General features: G+C 38.5%; 13 protein-coding genes. 6 read left to right on the top strand and 7 right to left on the bottom strand.

Going from position 1 to position 18957, the window contains the following annotated elements; all coding sequences use genetic code 11:
* The 5 genes from WCM76_15200 to WCM76_15180 all read left to right on the top strand — a co-directional run.
* The coding region (locus WCM76_15200) for a hypothetical protein (protein MEI6766976.1) at positions 1–720 on the top strand (720 nt) is incomplete at its 5' end.
* Positions 721–888: 168 nt separating this feature from the next.
* Positions 889–2406 carry an RNA-binding domain-containing protein gene (locus tag WCM76_15195; protein MEI6766975.1) on the top strand — a complete coding sequence of 506 codons (1518 nt, stop codon included), beginning with the start codon at positions 889–891 and terminating at the stop codon, positions 2404–2406.
* Positions 2407–3571: 1165 nt separating this feature from the next.
* Positions 3572–4096 (top strand): hypothetical protein, encoded by a 525-nt coding sequence (locus WCM76_15190; GenBank protein ID MEI6766974.1) that lies wholly within the window; start codon positions 3572–3574, stop codon positions 4094–4096.
* A 173-nt stretch (positions 4097–4269) separates the two neighbouring features.
* Positions 4270–5511 carry a transglutaminase-like domain-containing protein gene (locus WCM76_15185; GenBank protein MEI6766973.1) on the top strand — a complete coding sequence of 414 codons (1242 nt, stop codon included), beginning with the start codon at positions 4270–4272 and terminating at the stop codon, positions 5509–5511.
* A 64-nt stretch (positions 5512–5575) separates the two neighbouring features.
* Positions 5576–6562 carry a DUF6624 domain-containing protein gene (locus WCM76_15180; GenBank protein MEI6766972.1) on the top strand — a complete coding sequence of 329 codons (987 nt, stop codon included), beginning with the start codon at positions 5576–5578 and terminating at the stop codon, positions 6560–6562.
* On the opposite strand, the gene WCM76_15175 is transcribed toward WCM76_15180, so the two are convergent.
* The 7 genes from WCM76_15175 to WCM76_15145 form a co-directional block, all read right to left on the bottom strand.
* Positions 6559–6996, bottom strand: coding sequence for a hypothetical protein (locus WCM76_15175; protein ID MEI6766971.1), 438 nt, complete (start codon positions 6994–6996; stop codon positions 6559–6561). The genes WCM76_15180 and WCM76_15175 overlap by 4 nt on opposite strands.
* A gap of 530 nt (positions 6997–7526) precedes the next feature.
* Positions 7527–10766: a type I restriction endonuclease subunit R gene (locus WCM76_15170; protein MEI6766970.1), complete on the bottom strand. Its 3240-nt coding sequence runs from the start codon at positions 10764–10766 to the stop codon at positions 7527–7529.
* A gap of 40 nt (positions 10767–10806) precedes the next feature.
* Positions 10807–11991, bottom strand: coding sequence for a PD-(D/E)XK nuclease family protein (locus WCM76_15165; GenBank protein ID MEI6766969.1), 1185 nt, complete (start codon positions 11989–11991; stop codon positions 10807–10809).
* Positions 11992–11998: 7 nt separating this feature from the next.
* The gene (locus WCM76_15160; protein MEI6766968.1) at positions 11999–12685 is read right to left on the bottom strand and encodes a hypothetical protein; all 687 of its coding nucleotides are present in this window, start codon (positions 12683–12685) and stop codon (positions 11999–12001) included.
* Between the two features lie 24 nt (positions 12686–12709).
* A complete protein-coding gene (locus WCM76_15155; protein ID MEI6766967.1) occupies positions 12710–14611 on the bottom strand; it encodes a DUF262 domain-containing protein in 1902 nt (633 codons plus the stop codon).
* Positions 14612–14627: 16 nt separating this feature from the next.
* Positions 14628–15818, bottom strand: coding sequence for a restriction endonuclease subunit S (locus WCM76_15150; protein MEI6766966.1), 1191 nt, complete (start codon positions 15816–15818; stop codon positions 14628–14630).
* Positions 15819–16147: 329 nt separating this feature from the next.
* On the bottom strand, positions 16148–17731 hold the full coding sequence (locus WCM76_15145; protein MEI6766965.1) for a class I SAM-dependent DNA methyltransferase: 1584 nt from the start codon (positions 17729–17731) through the stop codon (positions 16148–16150).
* Positions 17732–18292: 561 nt separating this feature from the next.
* Between WCM76_15145 and WCM76_15140 the strand changes: the two genes are divergently transcribed.
* Entirely contained in the window at positions 18293–18652 is a 360-nt protein-coding gene (locus WCM76_15140; protein ID MEI6766964.1) for a hypothetical protein, read from the top strand.
* Positions 18653–18957 lie beyond the last annotated feature (305 nt).

The following is an 18957-nucleotide window of genomic DNA, read 5'->3' as shown; positions in this document are numbered from 1 at the left end:
AAAGGGGGTCAGCTTAACGCGGAACTAGGGGACCAGTTTGCGCGTATTCTCCAGTTGCAGGCACAAGTATCGGGCTTGGTAACTATCGGCAATGACAACAACAATGGCGTGTCTATATTGCCTTCAATGCATCAGTTGCAGCAGAAGTCACTTGAACTTGTTACAAAAGAAAAAACGCTGGAGGCAAAAGCGTCAAGACTGGAAAGCATGGAGAGAAGCCTTAGCCTTCAAGATCATGAGCTGCGATCTAAGGAGGTAGAAATATGCGAGACATACGATGAATTATGTCAGAAAAAGCTTGAATTTACTGAGGCCAAAGAAAAATCATGGGAAAAGATCAGTGAGATCAGTTTAAATAAATTCCGAATTGAGCAGCTGGAGAAGGAAGTCAAAAGGAAGGATGAAGAAAATACTCACTTAAAGGTTGAGATGTCCGATAATCATAAAAAATTGCTTTATGAACTTGAGAAAGTATGCAAAAAGCTGGATGATAAGCCGGATAAGAATTTGTGGCGTGATTGGATTGCACCGATTGTTCCTGATATCCTCATTATCGTTGGCTATTTCATAACGAATAAAAATATTGCCTCTATGAAAGATATAGAGCCATTAATAAATAAGGTACACGAAAAATTCAAGGATATCAAACCCGAAAATCAGCAAAAAATATTTGATTTTCTGAGTTCATTTCTTAATAATAGCAAGGGCAGCAAGAGGTGAAGATAGGTTATACGATGTAGCCTGATGCCAAACAATAGCTTGCGCCTCAAATAACCGCTTCCATCATGGGGCGGTTATTTGTTTTCCTTTAAGCTCGATGCAGGTTAAATATTTCTGTATTTTAGATGCAGATTTCACAATGAACCCAAGATAGCTAGCCCCATTTTTATGAGTATTGAACGAGTAAAGAGATTGCTTAATGACTCAGAGAACATTCGGCTTGAGTTCAAAGAGGCAACAACAGCATTGCCTGCTAATTTATTTGAAACAATCTGTGCCATGCTTAACCGAGACGGAGGCGATATTCTTCTCGGTGTTGATGATAAGGGCAAACTAAAAGGTGTCGATGCGTCAAGGTGTTCGACAATCATAAGCGACCTTGTTAACTTATCCAACAACCCACAAAAACTTGATCCCCCATTTATATTATTTCCTCAACTGTATGAGGTAAAAGGTAAATGGTTAATTCATGTCCAGATTCCTGCGAGTTCACAGGTGCATAAATCGGCAAATGTCATCTATGATAGAAGCAACGATGGCGATTTTAGGGTTGCGCAAGCATATCAGATAGCTGAAATTTACAACCGGAAGGTAACTCACTATACCGAGGGAATCATTTATCCGGCTTTGAGATTTAAAGATTTTAAATCCGAACTATTTCCGAAAATCAGAAATCTTATCCGAAGCAATAATGCCGCACATCCGTGGTTGGCTTTAAATGACGGGGAGTTACTGGAGAAAGCTGGGTTCTGGAAACGTGATAACCAGGCAGCAAAAGAAGGTTATACACTTGCAGCAGCCTTGACATTCGGTAAAGACGAAGTGATTCAGAGTATTTTGCCACACTACAAAATTGATGCACTGGTCAGGATCAAGAATGTTGAACGGTACGATGACCGTGAGTACATCCAAACAAACCTGATTGATGCGTACGAAAAGTTAATGGGCTTTGTTGGTAAACACCTGCCGGATAAATTTTTTATGGAAGGAGACCAAAGAGTAAGCCTTCGTACAAAAATTTTCCGCGAAGTTGTCGCCAACCTAATTGTTCACAGGGAATATGTGAATGCTCATCCCTGCACATTTATTATCTATGCCGACAAGGTTGAAACAATAAACGCAAACAACCCTCATGGTCATGGGCCGATAAATCCAAATAATTTCACGCCATTTCCGAAGAACCCTTCGCTTGCTAAATTTTTCATTCAGTTAGGTCGTGTTGATGAATTGGGGTCGGGCGTTTTGAATGTGAACCGGCTCATACATGAGTATACCACTGGCGGAAAAGTTCAATTTATTGAAGGGGCGGTCTTCAAGACTATCATTCCTATTGACCCGAGTGCTCGTGACAGTGCTGTTGATGGAGAAACTAAGAAGAAATCTAAACCAATTATTAAAGGATTAACTGGGGGAGCAATTGAGGGAGCAATTGAAGGAGCAATTGAGGGAGCAATTGAGGGAGCAACTAAAAAAGTTAAGAGTAAACTTGCCATACTATTAAAAGCAATTGCTGCTAATGAAGGCAAAAAAGTTCCTGACTATAGAACAGTAACGGGAATATCGGATAGTAGTATTGAAAGATATATAAGGCAACTTCGGAAAGCCGGGTTAATTGAGTTTAAAGGGGATTCTCCTCAAACAGGCGGGTACTCTCTGACAAAAAAAATGAAGGCTCTGTTAAAATAATGAAAGCAACCAGGCATTTCTAAGCCAATCATGCGCCCTCAAATCATTTTTTTATCCTGAGCTTACGTGTCAACAATGCGATCGTCATGTTTAATGCCAGAACAATTGGCTGGTGATAGACAATACTCACTGAGCAGAACCGAAAACGAACCTTTGCTTGCATGTGTATGCAGCATTGAAGTAAGAAACATATCAAGCCCGTCCTGATTTTATCCTTCTGATTGCGTTCCGAAGGCATCTCCTTAGCAAACAATGTCGGATATTGGCGGGCTCATTATGATTTTTCCATTAAGAGCGCATCATTGGATGGAAAAAGTCCAGAAAATACCATTATCGTGTTCTAAAAATCACATGCGGGTATCGTCGCCAGCGTCATACGGCTTCCGTCAACCCTGTTTCGGGCAAATTTCTGCACCCACCTTGCATTTTGTACCGTTTTATACCAGACATATGATGAAAATATTCCCCAAAGGTCATGATTATGGCGTTAAAGTGCCATAAAATTTCCTCCGATGGCCTGCAGATGCCAGTTTCAAGCCCAAAATCAGCATATGAGGATGGCTTTGTACATAAATCCAAGTCAAAAAGTGGCAATGTGTACACTGAATAGTGGCTGTTTCTGTAAAAATTATAGATTAAACTTGCTGTTTATTGCAATTTGGGCACAATGGGATATGTAGGAGGGAATTCTGAACAAGAAATAATACGGCATAATTTGGATTATTTCGAGAATGTCCACAGTTTAATAAATGCAATTAAGCGCTGTATAGCAAGGTGTTTATCTTTATTTGAGAAGCAGGGACGGCAGTATTTTTTCAGGAATATCCAGTTTGTACAAAAGAATGTACAAGTGTATAGTATGGTTATCTTGTTGTTAATCCCTATTAAGATCATATTCTCGCCATGACCTGAAATGGTTGAAAAAGAACCGCAAAAGAAATTATTGCCAGGGCTCTCCCTTTCCATTAACTTAGTCAGGTTGGATTAGTGATATACTTTCCTGTGATGTGTACGGCAACTTTCCCGGCACATTTGTTATCAATGCTAACAAGCTTGAATAAATTCAATTTTATTCACTGTTAAATTGTTGAGATTGTTCTATTTTATTTGTAATTTTCGATGCGTAATTGCAACAATAAATATGTTATGCATAATTAAAGAAAAAATGAAGGTTTTCGACTTTTTTGTTTTACACTGGGCTTTTGTGACATTTATTTCTTTTATTGGAGGCATCATGGGAGGACTGTGCATTAGTAAAGCAAGAAATTGTGAAGACTATGCGAAAAAACAATATTATCGACTTGCTACAATATTGTTATCACAAATGTTTTTAGTTTTCTTTTTGCTATTCATTTTGACTTCGGTTTTTAAAGCCATAACAAAAAACAAAGTTTTGAGTGCACTTGACAAAAACAATATCACTTTAGTCATTAATAATAAAATGCCGGACTTGGCAGAACAAGAACAAATCATTTCCGAATTAAAAAAAGTACAGAATATCGAAACAAATCATTCTGGACCGCAAAAAAGAATAAAAGTTGAAATCATCACAACGGATAATATAATTAACCTGGAACTTGGACAAGATAGTAATGAAAAGGATTTATTTTGGGTTTTCGTAAATGATTATAAAGTAACATCCAGCAATGAAATTGGACTATTAAGGACAAGTGCATTAGACAAATATTAACTATGCATAATACGGGCTTGTTTCCATGCGGGAGCAGCCTCGTGAGACATGAGAGTGAAACTTGAAATATAATACACAGGGATAGATTAGCCTTACCCGCACGTTAATCAAGCCCGGGCACGTTATCGTTCATGATAGGAATCTGGCAACTCAAAAATAAATAAATAGAAAAAATGGATATTAGACGACTATTTTTCTTTCTTATTAGTTTTACCATGACTGTTGCTTATGGGCAAGTTACAGCAGAAAAATTTGAAAAGTTTGCAATTATACAGGACAGCTTGTTTGTTTCCGCATACGAACATAAAGACATTAAAACGTACAACAAATTACTGACAGAGTTTTTATCTCAATACAACCGACTTCCCGATACAACTAAAAAAGAATTTTCAGAATATTTAAATGGTGCTTATTATAATCTCTGTTGCACGTATTCTTTATTGAACAACAAAGAAATGGCAATTATTTATTTTAAAAAATCAATAGATGCAGGTTATATTGACTATGCGCACATTCAAGAGGACAGCGATTTAAATAATATCCGTAATGAGAAAGAATTTAAGGACATCCTTAATCAATTAAAAAACATTAGCGACTTTCTTTATATTCTCAAAAAAGCAGGCAAGTACAATTATGAGGACAAGAGAGAACTTCCAAAATTTACTTATCAGTCTAGCGACAATCAAAACTTGACAGCTTTACGTAAAGCTTTCAACTTGGACAGCATCGCAGGACAAGGAACAGATGTTTTTAAAATAATAAACGTCCTACAATGGATACATTATTTAATTCCACATGACGGAAATCATGAAAATCCAGCTGTCAAAAATGCAATGAGTATGATAGCAGAATGTAAGCGAGACAACAGAGGATTAAATTGTAGAGGACTAGCAACAGTCTTGAATGAATGTTATTTGTCATTGGGAATTAAATCCCGTATTGTTACTTGCTTGCCTAAAGACAGTTTGAAAATTGACAGCGATTGCCATGTAATAAACATGGTCTATTCCGATACACTTAAAAAATGGCTTTGGATAGACCCGACAAATAACGCTTATGTTATGAATGATAAGGGTGAGTTATTAAGTATTGAAGAAGTAAGAGAAAGATTAATAAATGACAAACCACTAATATTAAATCCTGATGCAAATTGGAATAGAAAGACTATCACAAAAGAATATTATTTGTATCATTACATGGCAAAAAATCTTTATATGTTTGAGTGTCCTGTTAACAATGAATATAATATGGAGACAATGCAGGATGGGAAAATCATTTCATATATAAAACTTCTACCGTTGGATTATTTTGCTCAGTCACCAGACAAGACAGAAGAAAAAGCACAAAAGGTAAATACTACTTGGACAGTTTACAAGACAAACAATCCGAAATTATTTTGGACAGCACCAAAATAGAAAAAAAATAGCACGAAACGATAACATGGGCTTTCTGCAAGAGATAACGTGTAAAAAAAGCGTCATGAAAAAACTCATTACAATTTTTTATACATTTCTGAGTATTGGGTTTGTTACTGGTCAGACTAATCCGCCACCTGAACCTTATCCATCACCAGTATATTATGCACTCGTTAAGATGGCTGACTCGTTGTCTATGATAAAGGATTATAAGAAATCAGCTGAGAAATATACCGAGGCGTTTAAAACTTACGGGGGGTATGGGCTTATGGATGATCGTTATAATGCATCGTGTTCATGGGCTTTAGCTGGATATCCTGACAGTGCATTTTATAATTTGAATCGCATTGCCAATATTGGCAAATATTCTGATTATCGTCATATTACAACTGATCCTGATCTAATGTCATTGAGGGCAGACAATCGTTGGCAACCGTTATTAGATTTAATATATCAAAACAGAGAGAAAAAATATGAAGCAGTTGCTACATACAATATACCACTCATATATTTACTAGACAGTATGGCAGCTGATGATCAAAAATGGAGGACTATTATCCATAATCATTCAACCGGTGAGTTAATTAACGATACGTTGTCAGAAAAAGCCATGTACAAGCAGGTTCGCCTAATTGACAGCATGAACTATTTTATCCTTAAACAAATCTTTGCTAAATATGGTTTCCCAAACTACGACTTGGTTGGACAAGAAGGTTCACGTAATTTTTGGCTTCTCGTTCAGCACCAAGACGCAATTCCATCATTTCAAGATAGTGTTTTATTAAAAATGAAAATTGAAGTAGATGCGAAAAAAGCATCAGGAGCAAATTATGCTTACCTAGTTGATCGGGTAAATCTACACAATGGACGATTACAGGTCTTTGGGACACAATTAGAATACAACAGCGATAATACTTCGTTTATAATTCCTAAGGGGGTAATTGACCCGGACAAACTCAATGAAAGACGCAAGAGTGTGGGACTAAACAGCATTGAAGATTATATTAAACAGGCGAATAGTTTATTTTTTAGTGCTTTAAAGAAAAACTAGCCGCCTTTGCTCGGGAGAACTGCGGAAACACCGATGTATTCCGCGAACTTAATGCTGGTGTGTCCCGTATGAGAGGCTGTTTTGGAAATTTCAATAGGCAATTGCCAGTTTATCCATAGAAAAGTAATGCATTCCACAAACTTAATTCTGTTATGCCAGTATTTCAATGGATGTTTTAGAGATTCTTCATAATCTGCCAGCGTTTTTACATTTTCTCCGTGAAAAAATGCGAAAACGCCGATGCGTAACACGATCATAATGCTGGCATGCTTGACTTGACAGCGGATGGTATAGAGATTTTGCTGTAAACTACCAGTGTTTTTTCGTCCACTATTAGGAAAATGCGAAAAATATCCCTGCATTCTACGAACCCATCGATGATTTACCAGCCAAGCATTGAATATTTCGGGGATCAATAAGAAATGTACCAGCATTCTATCAGCAGAAAATGAAAACTTGGTTTTAATCTGCCATTTTTTTACCTGTATCTGCCTGTATTGTACCAGAATTCTACTAGCATTCTACCAGTATTCCCCCCGCATTCTACCCGAATTTAACCATTGCTCTAATAGACATTTATTAATAAAATCCGAATAAGGCCCATTATCAGATCTTTTTTGGGCAAAAAAAGGCGAAATACTATATTAAGTAGATTTTTATAGAAATAGTGGTTCCAATGGAAGCGAAGAATGACCTAGACGCAGCAAATAAGGCTTGTGGTGGAATTATAATGGTTGCAGTGGCCGGTTGGTGGCCTAATGATGAATGGGCTAATTTGCCACAGCTATGCAACTTACTCTTTGACCATATGAAGACGGCATGCTTGAAAGTCAGGAAAACTCCATTTCACCGGATAAATAAGCGGGTGTTTTTTAGAAAAAGGATATATGCGACGCTTGAGGTAAACCTTACCTCCCTCATCGAAAAAAAACCTGTGAAAAGAATTAGAAACGCCCTCTTGGCATTACTTCGTAAAACTATCCGCCAACAACTCCGCTTGTTTCAAAACCGTGTCAATTGCCTTTTGTTGCTTGTCGGGCGGGTATCCCCATTTTGTGAGTGTCCGCTTCACAATTACCATGAGTTTTGCTCTGGCACTTTCTCTGATAGTCCAGTCAATTGTCGCATTTGCTCTTACTTTGTCGGTGATCTCTCTGGCAATTTCTTTCAATTGTTCATCGCCTAAAACCTTTACGGCACTATCATTCACCTCTAACGCATTGTAGAAAGCTACTTCATCCTTCGTCAAACCAAGACGCTCACCTTCCTGGTCGGCTTCCTTTATTTCTTTTGCAATGTTGATGAGTTCCTGAATGATCTCCGCCGTTGTCAATAAATTATTCTGGTAGCGTTTTATCGCGCCTTCCAGCATTTCCAGCAATTTCTTACTTTTTACAAGGTTGGTCTTAGCCCTTGTTTTTATTTCATCATTTAAAATCTTTTTCAGCAATTCCAGCGCGATATTCTGATGTTTCATTCCTTTCACTTCTGAAAGAAACTCATCGGAAAGAATTGAAATCTCTGGTTTGTCGATACCGGCGGCTTCAAAAATATCAATTACTTTATCTGAACTCAATGCCTCATCAACAATTTGCTTAATTGCTGTTTCAACCTGAATATCCGACTTGCCTGAACCCGGAGCTTCAAACTTCACTAAACGTGCCCGCACTGCCTGAAAAAATGCAACTTCCGGCAAATATGGCTGAACTTCATCTCTTGTGATACACAATGAAAGAGCCTGACTTAATAAACTGACTTCACGAATAAAGCGTTCATTGCCTTCCTGCAATCCAAAAATGTGTTCTTCCGCTTGCAGTATGATGGAGAGTTTTTCTTTTGAATCAACCGTAAAAAATCGTTTGTAGTTGAATTTATTGCTGCTTCCGTAATATGCTTCGGGTTCTTCAACCAAAATATCCTTGCGGGTGCTGCTGTCTTCGTCAAACATCTGCTGAACCACTTCCAGCTTTTCTTTAAATACTTCAACAGCCTTGATGATGTTCTCCGCCGGATTACCTTTGCCACCAGCCTCACCGTAAAAGGAAAGCGCTTTTTTAAGGTCACTGCCAATGCCCAGATAATCCACCACCAAGCCGCCGGGTTTGTCTTTAAAAACACGGTTTACCCTTGCAATTGCCTGCATCAGGTTGTGACCACGCATCGGCTTGTCAACGTACATGGTGTTTAGGCAGGGCGCATCAAATCCGGTAAGCCACATATCACGAACTATGACAATTTTCAACGGGTCGGCAGGGTCTTTCATGCGCTCTGATAAATCCCTGCGCTGTTGCTTGGTTGTATAATGTTTCGCGATTTCAGGGCCATCTGCACTGTTGGTTGTCATTACGACTTTGATTGTGCCCTTCGTCATATCATCGCTCTGCCATTCCGGGCGAATAGCAATAATCTCCTTAAAAATATCTGCTGCGATTCTGCGGCTCATGGCGACAATCATCGCCTTGCCATCAAAAACGGATTGCCGTTTTTCAAAATGAGTGACAATGTCTTTTGCCAGATTGACGATCCTGTCTTTATTACCAACAATGGCCTCCAGCTTAGTCCACTTGGCCTTAGCCTTTTGCTTTTCGGTGATTTCTTCGTCCTGCTCCAAATCAGCATCAAACTCCTCGATCAGGCGTTTACCCTCTTCATCAAGGTTCACTTTTGCAAGGCGGCTTTCGTAGAATATCCTTACTGTTGCGCCATCCGTGACCGCATCTTTGATATCATAACGGTCAATGTAGTTGCCGAAAACTTGCGGCGTGTTTACGTCTGTCCCTTCAATCGGAGTGCCTGTAAAACCAATATAAGTAGCATTGGGTAGGGCATCCCGCATGTACTTGGCAAAGCCAAAGGCAATGCGTTTACCGATTATCTCTTTCGTCTCCTTATCTCTTTCATCCACCAGTTTTGCTTCAAAGCCATATTGCGTTCTGTGGGCTTCATCGGCAATCACTACAATATTTTTTCGGTCGGAGAGCTGTTCGTACACAGAGCCGGATGCTGAACTTGCCGAAGCATCAACCATGAACTTCTGAATAGTGGTGAATACGATACCACCGCTGGCCACTTTAAGTAATTCTTTCAAATGTTCACGACTCTCGGCTTGTACAGGATCTTGCCTTAGCAACTGCACGGAAGCGGCAAATGTGTCAAATAATTGGTCGTCCAAATCATTGCGATCGGTAATGACAACGATGGTCGGGTTTTGCATTTCGGGTGCGGTGATCAGCTTACCCGAATAGAAAACCATACTTAAACTTTTTCCTGAACCCTGTGTGTGCCATACCACGCCACCACGTTTATCTCCGGTCACACCTGATGCAATAATTGAGGACTGAACCGCTTTGTTTACGGCGTAATATTGATGGTAGGCTGCTAATTTTTTCTCGGTGAATATCTGTATTAGTCCTGTTTTCGCATCTGCTTTTTTTGTTTTCTCAAATACAATAAAGTTGCGCACCAGATCAAGCAGGGTAGAAGGTTGCATCATGCCCTGCAACAAGGTTTGCAACTGTGGTTTGAAGCGTGAAGCATCTTTAATTCCGTCTGCGCTCTTCCACGTCATGTAGCGGCTGAGGTCGGCAGAAACACTGCCTGCCCTGCATTCCAGACCATCCGAAACAATACAGATGGCATTGTATGTAAACAAGCCTGGAATAATCGCCTTGTAGGTTTGAATTTGTTTGTATGCACTTAGAATATTTGCGTTTTCGTCAGTTGCATTTTTAAGTTCAATCACCACCACCGGTAAACCGTTTACAAAAAGGAGCACATCAGGCCGTTTGTTCTGGTTATTTTCAATGATGGTGTATTGATTGACTATTAAAAACTGATTGTTCGCCGTATTTTCAAAATCAATCAAAGCCACTTCATGACTGCGTTCGTAACCGTTTTGCTGATATGGAACTTTAACTTTCTCGACTAACAATTTATGAAACGCTTCGTTGTTGTGCAGCAACACGGGTGAAAATATCCGCAACACTATTTGAACAGCAGCTTCCTGAGCTTCTGCCGGAATGTGCGGATTTATCTTTTCTATTGCCGAACGTAAACGGTTTGTGAGGAGTATCTGCTGATAGTTTTCCCTTTCGCAGAACAAACCTTCGGGCGAAAGCTCTTTGCCGTTGGCATATTCCCATCCTTGCGATTGCAGTATTTCAATCGCTGATGCTTCTATGATATTTTCTGTGATGGGTTTCAAATTATTTTTTCTTTGTTGATGGACAAACTTTTATTAGTATTTATTCCTGCTTTAGTTTGTCCAAAGCAGTGTCAATTTCAGCTGTATTCTGATCTAATGCTATTAGGAAACCTGTTAAAAATTCAATCGCCTTGTCTTCAAATTCAATAAAATCGCCACTATAAGTATAACGGAATCTTCCATCATACCACAATTCGAATTTATCATCGTATTTTAGGATCTTTAATAAAGACTCAGGTTCCAATTTTGTCCAAACGTTAGGCTCCCGAACAGAAAAATCAATTGTAAAAAAATCAATATTTAAATTGACATCCATGTTGAAAACGTATTCCCCAATAACGAAACGATTAAAATAAAAAGAAATATCGCCTAATGGACGTACAGATTCGAATGGCATATAATTGTTCTCCTTTTTGAAATAGTCCAAGAGGTTCTTGCAAGTGAACTGCGGATAATCATCAACCGATTTCTTTATAGATTTTGCAATTTCTGTATAATTCTTTTTCTTATTTGCTACCAGGAAATTCTTGAATTCATTCATATAATCTAAGTCTAAATGATTACGAGTTAAATATTTTATTGTCTTCAAATATTGTCGCAAAATGGAAAGATTATCAATATGTGATGTTTTTTCAATGCACCTTCTCAGCCAGCCATTGCACAAATCTGTGGACATTCCTTCATACGCACGAACAGATATTAGTTTCTTGTCAATTTCTTTGTTATAATCACCCCATGTACTTTTGTCGGGTTCTTTGGTTTGGCATAAAGTCAGGTACACAACCGCATCGATAATAAAATTTTCTTTTTTCAGAACTTCATAATAAGTCGGGATTTGATTCACTGTATCACCGGCGTCATTGATTTTATTTTCGATAATAATTGCATGCTTGCCCGATTTGATGCAGATATCTATTCGGGCTTGTTCCCTCACAACGGTTACGGTTCCGTAATAATGTGTATGTTCAATTTTGCTTGTTTTGTTTTGCTTGTTTAAAAATTCAATAAACAGCATTAAAAAGCGATTCCCTTCACCGTGTTTTCCTATGGGATCAAGCAATTCCTTAATAATATCACTATGCATATTTTCCCGGTAATACAAATCCGAGATAAGTGTAAACAAATTAAAGCCGGGATCAACATTTTCCTTTGTGTCTCGGATACGCTTCAATTCGTCGTCTTTGCGGGCTTCAAAAAAAGCATTTATTTTTTCAGAATCGAACATTATTGCTTCAATTTGATATGAATTTTTTAAGTTTTTCCCTGATTATTTCAACATCATTCTTTTTGTTTCTGATGAGTCTTTTGCTGCGGTTATGCTCAAATTCATCATAACCGAATTCAATTAGCTTTATGCCGTGTTTAGGCAGCAAATCTCGCCTGCGCTGGTCATATATCTTTCGCTGCTCTCCTCTGCCGACACCGCTAACGGTATGTCTGCGGTCAAAGAATTTGACTTCTTCGGTGTGCTGCTTTTCCCTGTACTCAATTACGAGGTTTAGTGATGAATAGTAAATATCCACCGGCAATTTAGTTCCGGAATCGCCGGTTAAAAAATCAAAGCGGTGCTGCCTGCGACCTTTACAATGTAATACCTCATCGCAAAGATCAAGTATATAGGACTCGTCTTTGATTTCTTTCATTTCATCAATGACCCACGGTTTTGGTGGTTTTATATTATATACCATCGATGAGGGATTCCCTTCATTATTGCTGCCACTATCAATAATTTTAACTACACTTAAAAAATCGTGCTCAGTGTATCCGCCTCCGATTCCAAAATCACTCGCATAAAATCCACGAGCCCTGATCTTGTCTCTGATATTTTTTTGGGTTTGACTGTCCGCTTTGAGCTTCTGCTTTATCAATTCAATAATTGCATTGGCCTCACTTCTTGTAAAAACTGATTTTCCTTTCATGGTGCTAACTTATTACAAGAAAAACTAATTTAAGCTGGAATTCTCTTCAATTTCTATCTTTAGAAAATCAGCGGCACGAACATCCTCCCCCAGTGTGAGTTTTTCAATTGCTTTTGAAATCATTTTTGACCGTTTAATAAGAAATGCCTCATAATCTTTCTTTATTTTCGTTGCAGTATCCATGTCTGAAAACCCTGAATATGAACCTGCTTTCAGCTCTTCAACTGGAATTAAGTGACTCCCCAGTCTCTGCTCAACTACAGGTTCAGATGTCCAGTTGTACCTTTCTTTCAGGTAGGTCATCGGATTTTTCCTGCCAATCACTCGATTTGTTGCACCGGTTATCAAAGCACAATTCAAGGCGACCCAACTGTTTATTTCTTCTCCAAGTATATTATTTGCATCCGAAAGTAACGCATCCGGGAAAATATGGTGATATTCTCTTTTTTGAACATTTACAGCCGTGATGGCACTTCCATCAGCAAAATCGTGAGCATTAAAATAGTTTGCAACTGCCAAAATTCCACGGCCTCTGATACTAACATTCTTTGGCCAAGTAACATTTATTAATTGCTCTTCTGTTGCAATCGGGAACATTGATCTGTTTAATACAGGGACATCATTTTCGGTGTAAACTGTATTCGTGTTTGGTTTATTCTTTTGGTTGATAATACCTAATAGTGCTATGTAATCCGCATACGCTCTCGATGCTGCGGCATTTTCATACCTGTCAGTAAAAAATGAAGACCACAAATATTTTTTAAGTAGAACAATAGATTGTCCGGCCTTATCGCCAATTTCTGGGATATTCGTAAATAAGGCTGCAATTACTGATAAAACTGCATTAGTTGGTAGCCTCTGGTCATCAAAAATATTATGAGATTCAAGAAATGAGGCCATTCTTGATAGACCATTCATCATTTTATCCCAATCTTCAACAACCTTTCGCTTATCCATATCCCAAATACCTACTCTGTTCGGGACTTTTTCCTGCATTAAAGCGGATGTATTTAGAATGAGATATGATAAGTCAGCGTACCTTTTAACAGACGGGTGATTTGAATCTAGCTGAGATTGCAAATCATGTAGTGAAGTATCTTTCACACCCTCTATCTCAGCAACAATAATATCATATTGAGAAAGTGGCTTGCTATTGGTATTCATATTGATGAAAACATTCAAGGCTACATCTTTTGATGTGTCCGATGCTAATGCAAGAAAAGGAAGGTTATAATGCTTTACGGTTGACCTAAAACCATTGATAAGGTTAGTGAGTTTTTGTTTCTCTTCGGAAAACCGTTCAATCTCAATTTCAAAGTTGTCAAGACCATGTTTGGGTTTTTTAAACTCCAACGCATTTACGATCCATTTGGAAATTTCTGTGCTAATATCTTCTGGCCTTAAAAGTTCAAAAGGGATGTAACCTCGTTTCAGGCATTCTTCAGGTTCATCAGCCCAAAGCGGCATTAACTTACCGGTGCGTCTGCTTATCCATCGGCTCTGGCAAACAACTGCTTCCTGAGCAGACCAGTCGTCATATCCATCTTCAATTTGATTGTCCAGATTTCTTGTGGTATCAAACTCCCTGATATAGATGAAATATTTTTCCAAATCATAATTATTATGCAAAGCCCGCCATATTGCAGTAATTCTCTGTTGTCCGTCTAATAAATGCTCTATAACTCGAGGGAATGGAGGCACATTGATCTCCGCTGTCGCAAGATACCTTGAAATGAATTGCTCCTGATCGACCTCCAATAACAATGTTATACCCAAGGGAAGATCGTGTACGACCATATTTAATAAACTACAGATCCTATTTCTATCCCAGGCTTCGAATCTCTGAAATCTTGGAAGTTTAATTTCACCGTTCTTAACACGGCTATACCATGTTTCTAATTTACGATCTCTGGCTTGAACACTCATTTTGGTTTTGATTTAATTATTTATTACACTTTACCCTTACCTCTCCGCTCATCAACTTTGGCAATAGTGTATCGCGAAGCATTGTAAGAGTGCTCATTTGGTTTTGATTTGACTTAATTTTTACAAAATACGGGGTAATCAATTCCTTAAAGTTGCACAATGTTATTTCATCAGGAAAAGTTAACTCTATTTCCTTAATCATTTTGGAATTTATCGCTTCAACAATTGAGGAAGTACTTCCTAATAACTCCCACCTAAACCTTTTCAAAAAGAGGTAAAGAAACTCTGGGAATAATCGCGAATTTTTTTTTTGCTTAAAATGTGCGATGGCTTCATTAGACAACATTTCTTCTGTTGAAATTGCTATACGCCCAATAGTCATTTTAAAGCTTAACAAAACCGTATTTTCTGGAATTATTGGAATGCTGAATCTTTCGACAGCTTCTTGTGTCAAATACTCCGAAACTTGGTCAATATAAATTCCACTTATTCCCATATCTCTAATCGAAACCCATTTGATATCTTTTGGGTTTGTTGAAAACCAAAGATGCTCTTGTCTTGGTGGTGTTCTGCCAATTCCAATATCAAAAATATCACCTAATGTCCCAACCGCCCAACTCTCCTCCGCTTCCTCCACAAACCACTGCCGGAACAGTGTTTCGGCTAATTGCTCAAGTGTTTTGTTTTGGCGGTGGAGTAAGTCTATTTTATCATCGAGGCTGCTGAGGATAGTTGCTATTTTGATTTGTTCTTCAGTGTTAGGGATAGAGACTTTTTCCGAATGAACATCATTTCTATTAATACCAGGGACTGCACTTTTATCACTGTATTTTGTAAAATCAAAAACCTTTAGTAGGTAGAAAATGAAAAGTGGATCATTCCCTTTGAAATCCTGAACATATAGAGTCGTATTTAACGGCCAATAATCATCCTTTGCAAAAAAAACTTGTCCAATAGTGCCGTATCGACCGGTAATAACACCAGGCGGTTTCTGCATGGGCTTGTTATGATAATCTGATACCCCTGACGAAGATATTACCGGAACAGTGCCAGCTTTTCGGACTGCATTTGGTAAATCATATCCTCTTTTAAGATTAATAATTTCGCCTAATTTATATTCCTTCCATTCACTCATTATTCTGCCTTTATTTTCTTGAAGTATATTTTTCTTTGCCGCGACGATATTTGCTGTTGTAGAAGATTTCAATCCTTTATAACCGAAATTTATTATGGTATATTCACCGGGGCAAATAAAATCAAATTTTTAAATGAGTCCAGCTCAATTGTCGCATCAGCGATGCGACAATCTGCTCAACAGGGAAAACTTCCGCAAACTGCATTTTATTTATATATTACTTGTTTTTACGCATTTATTTCGCTTCTTTGTATCAAGATATAGTTCCCGGAAGCCCATGAAAAAATCAAGCTCCCGGTTTTCGTTTTTTATAGCTGTTACTTTTTTTATGATCACATTTTGTGATGTTATACCGCTGTCGTTTTTTAAGGTCACAATTTGTGATCTTAAATTTAAACTATTCAATTCTGCACACTAATTTTCCTAAGGTTCTCTGTTATCCGTTTATTTAATTCTGCTTCTTCAGCAATTTGCTTTTCAAGTTCGGCTTTCAGCGCATTGAAGCGTTCAGAGAAATTGAAATCATCTTCATCATCGGGCAAGCCAACAAACCTGCCGGGCGTAACAACATAATTCAGGGCTTTCACCTCTTCGATAGAAACGCTTTTGCAAAAACCCTGTATGTCCTGATAATCGGTGGATTCGACAGGCTCAACCACCGAAGCCCGCCAGTTGTGGTAGGTGCTTGCTACCTTAGCAATATCTTCATCGGTAAACTCAAGGTTCTTTCGTGTTTTTAAAAAGCCAAGGTTGCGGGCATCAATAAAAAGTATTTCACGTTTGCGCTTTTGTTTGTTGCGACTTAAAAACCACAGGCAAGCCGGAATCTGCGTATTCAAAAATAATTTAGACGGCAAGTTTACGATACAATCGATCAGGTCGTTCTCAATAAGAGCCTTTCGTATTTCGCCTTCATTACTTGTCTTGGTGGTCAGAGAACCTTTCGCCAACACAAAGCCCGCCTGTCCATTAGGCGCAGTATGGTAAAGAAAATGTTGTATCCATGCGTAGTTCGCATTTCCTGCTGGCGGCACACCATAAACCCACCGGGCATCTTTTTGTAGGAGTTCACCACTCCAGTCGCTGTCGTTAAAGGGTGGGTTCGCAATGATATAATCGGCTTTCAGGTCTTTATGTGCATCATTCAGAAAGCTGCCTTCATTGTTCCACTTCACATTACTACTGTCAATTCCCCGTATGGCAAGATTCATCTTTGCCAGTCGCCAAGTCGTCTGATTGCTCTCCTGTCCGTATATCGAAATGTGGTCAGAAGGATTCAGGGAAAGCTTATTGCCATTGCTCTTTTTATAATAATCCTGATGATGTTTAATGAATTTTTCACTCTGGACAAACATTCCGCCGCTGCCGCAGCAAGGATCAAAGACTCGGCCTTCATATGGCTCCAGCATTTCAACAAGGAGCTTCACAACGCTTCCGGGCGTATAGAACTGTCCGCCTTTTTTACCTTCCGCCAATGCAAACTCGCCAAGGAAGTATTCAAACACTCTCCCAAGCAGATCTTTACTCTGGGCTTCTTTTGTACCCAGAGTTGCAGTGCTGACAAGATCAACCAAACCGCCCAAACTGGCTTTATCTAACTTTTCCTGTGCAAAAACTTTGGGCAAGACCCCTTTCAGTGATGGATTGTCTTTTTCAATGGCATCCATTGCATCGTCAATGTCTTTACCAATGGTTGGGAGCTTCGCCCTGCCCTGTATATAACTCCAGCGTGCTTCAGCCGGCACAAAGAAAACCTTCTCGGCAAGGTATTCGTTTTTGTCTTCGGGGTCAGCGCCATCGCTCTTTTGAGCCGTGAGCTGCTGAAACATTTCTTCAAACGCATCAGAAATATATTTCAGGAAGATGAGACCCAATGCCACATGCTTGTACTCGGCAGCATCCATGTTCTTACGGAGCTTGTCTGCCGCTTTCCACAACTTCTTCTCTAAAGGCTCTTCCTGTTCTTCTTTTTTTGTCTTTGCCATGAATCGGTGTCAGTATTTTCAGGTTACATTATAACAAGTCTGCTAATTTAAGTTTTATATTTTGAATGTAGCCATACATTGCGAGGTAAAAACAATCTGATTGGCACACCTGCCCGTTTTTTTGCGTTGTAATTGCAGAGAACGCTCCGATTGAACCGTGCATAATCCATATTCCTGGGAGGCGCTGCCATTTAGTATGTTGAAATAGAGTGATTTAAAGTTGCATGGGATTTATTCCGGGCGATTATAGCCCATTTATTACCGTAATGATGCAGTTAGGGGTGGTAATATAGTGGAGGGATTGCTAAAGAATCGAGAAAGCCCAAAGTTGAAAGCGAAGCTCAGTTAAATGTTAAGATTGGTTCAGACGGGGGTAAAATTCTGAAATAATAAACAAAATAAATCGACCTTGATATGATAATTTTTTATATTTGAGGTGGCAATTTTATTGATTGGAATTTTTGCGAAAACGTGATAATAGCCAGTTTGATACTCCACAATCATAATTTTAATTGAAATTTTGACAGATTAGTAATTGAGAAACAATAATAACCTATTCCCATGAGAAGATTGGCGTTAATAACCTTGGTTTCACTATTGGTCTGCGCTTCGCCGAAGGTATATTGCCAAGCAGCAGGAGACTCGTTAACAACAAAATATGTCTATTGTGAACTTGTTGGAACTGCAAAATTTCTAAGCACAAAGGTTACTGTTTCTGTTGATTACGGTGAGGAGAAAAGCTTTTTTCAAGACACAAGAGTGAGGGATGAACAAACTGGTAAAGTCGCGGCATTTAATTCAATGGTGGATGCGCTGAATTATATGGGAACCAAAGGTTGGGAATTTGTGCAGGCCTACGTTGTGACAACGAGTAATCAAAATGTTTATCGTTGGTTGTTGAAAAAGAAAAAAAATAGTTAGGGTCTGTTGATTATTAATAGTTCAAAGGGCAATTAGGGATAGCACCAACTCAAAACATAATAGTAAAAATAGCACCAATGGTGCAATATAATCGTTAGCGTGATTTTTAAAATTAACAAACAAAACATGAAGTTATGGTAGAATTTATCAAACAAAGAATTGACACAGTTAAAAGTAAGCCAATTGTGGCTGAAATGACATCTCCAAAAGGTATATTGGTTCATTTTGTTCCAAATGACCTTGATTATTTTACACTATTGTCCGATAAAAATACAGAATATTATTTTGCAAACCGCAACAAATTG

The organism is Bacteroidota bacterium (genome assembly GCA_037133915.1).
In the GTDB taxonomy this organism is placed as follows: domain Bacteria; phylum Bacteroidota; class Bacteroidia; order Bacteroidales; family CAIWKO01; genus JBAXND01.
The sequence above is the reverse complement of the archived record's forward strand: the minus strand, read 5'-3'. Positions and strand labels throughout refer to the sequence as shown.

Coding starts and splice junctions, on each gene's coding strand:
- WCM76_15195 (MEI6766975.1), top strand. CDS start 889: ATGAGTATTGAACGAGTAAAGAGATTGCTTAATGACTCAGAGAACATT.
- WCM76_15190 (MEI6766974.1), top strand. CDS start 3,572: ATGAAGGTTTTCGACTTTTTTGTTTTACACTGGGCTTTTGTGACATTT.
- WCM76_15185 (MEI6766973.1), top strand. CDS start 4,270: ATGGATATTAGACGACTATTTTTCTTTCTTATTAGTTTTACCATGACT.
- WCM76_15180 (MEI6766972.1), top strand. CDS start 5,576: ATGAAAAAACTCATTACAATTTTTTATACATTTCTGAGTATTGGGTTT.
- WCM76_15175 (MEI6766971.1), bottom strand. CDS start 6,996: ATGCTGGTACATTTCTTATTGATCCCCGAAATATTCAATGCTTGGCTG.
- WCM76_15165 (MEI6766969.1), bottom strand. CDS start 11,991: ATGTTCGATTCTGAAAAAATAAATGCTTTTTTTGAAGCCCGCAAAGAC.
- WCM76_15160 (MEI6766968.1), bottom strand. CDS start 12,685: ATGAAAGGAAAATCAGTTTTTACAAGAAGTGAGGCCAATGCAATTATT.
- WCM76_15155 (MEI6766967.1), bottom strand. CDS start 14,611: ATGAGTGTTCAAGCCAGAGATCGTAAATTAGAAACATGGTATAGCCGT.
- WCM76_15145 (MEI6766965.1), bottom strand. CDS start 17,731: ATGGCAAAGACAAAAAAAGAAGAACAGGAAGAGCCTTTAGAGAAGAAG.
- WCM76_15140 (MEI6766964.1), top strand. CDS start 18,293: ATGAGAAGATTGGCGTTAATAACCTTGGTTTCACTATTGGTCTGCGCT.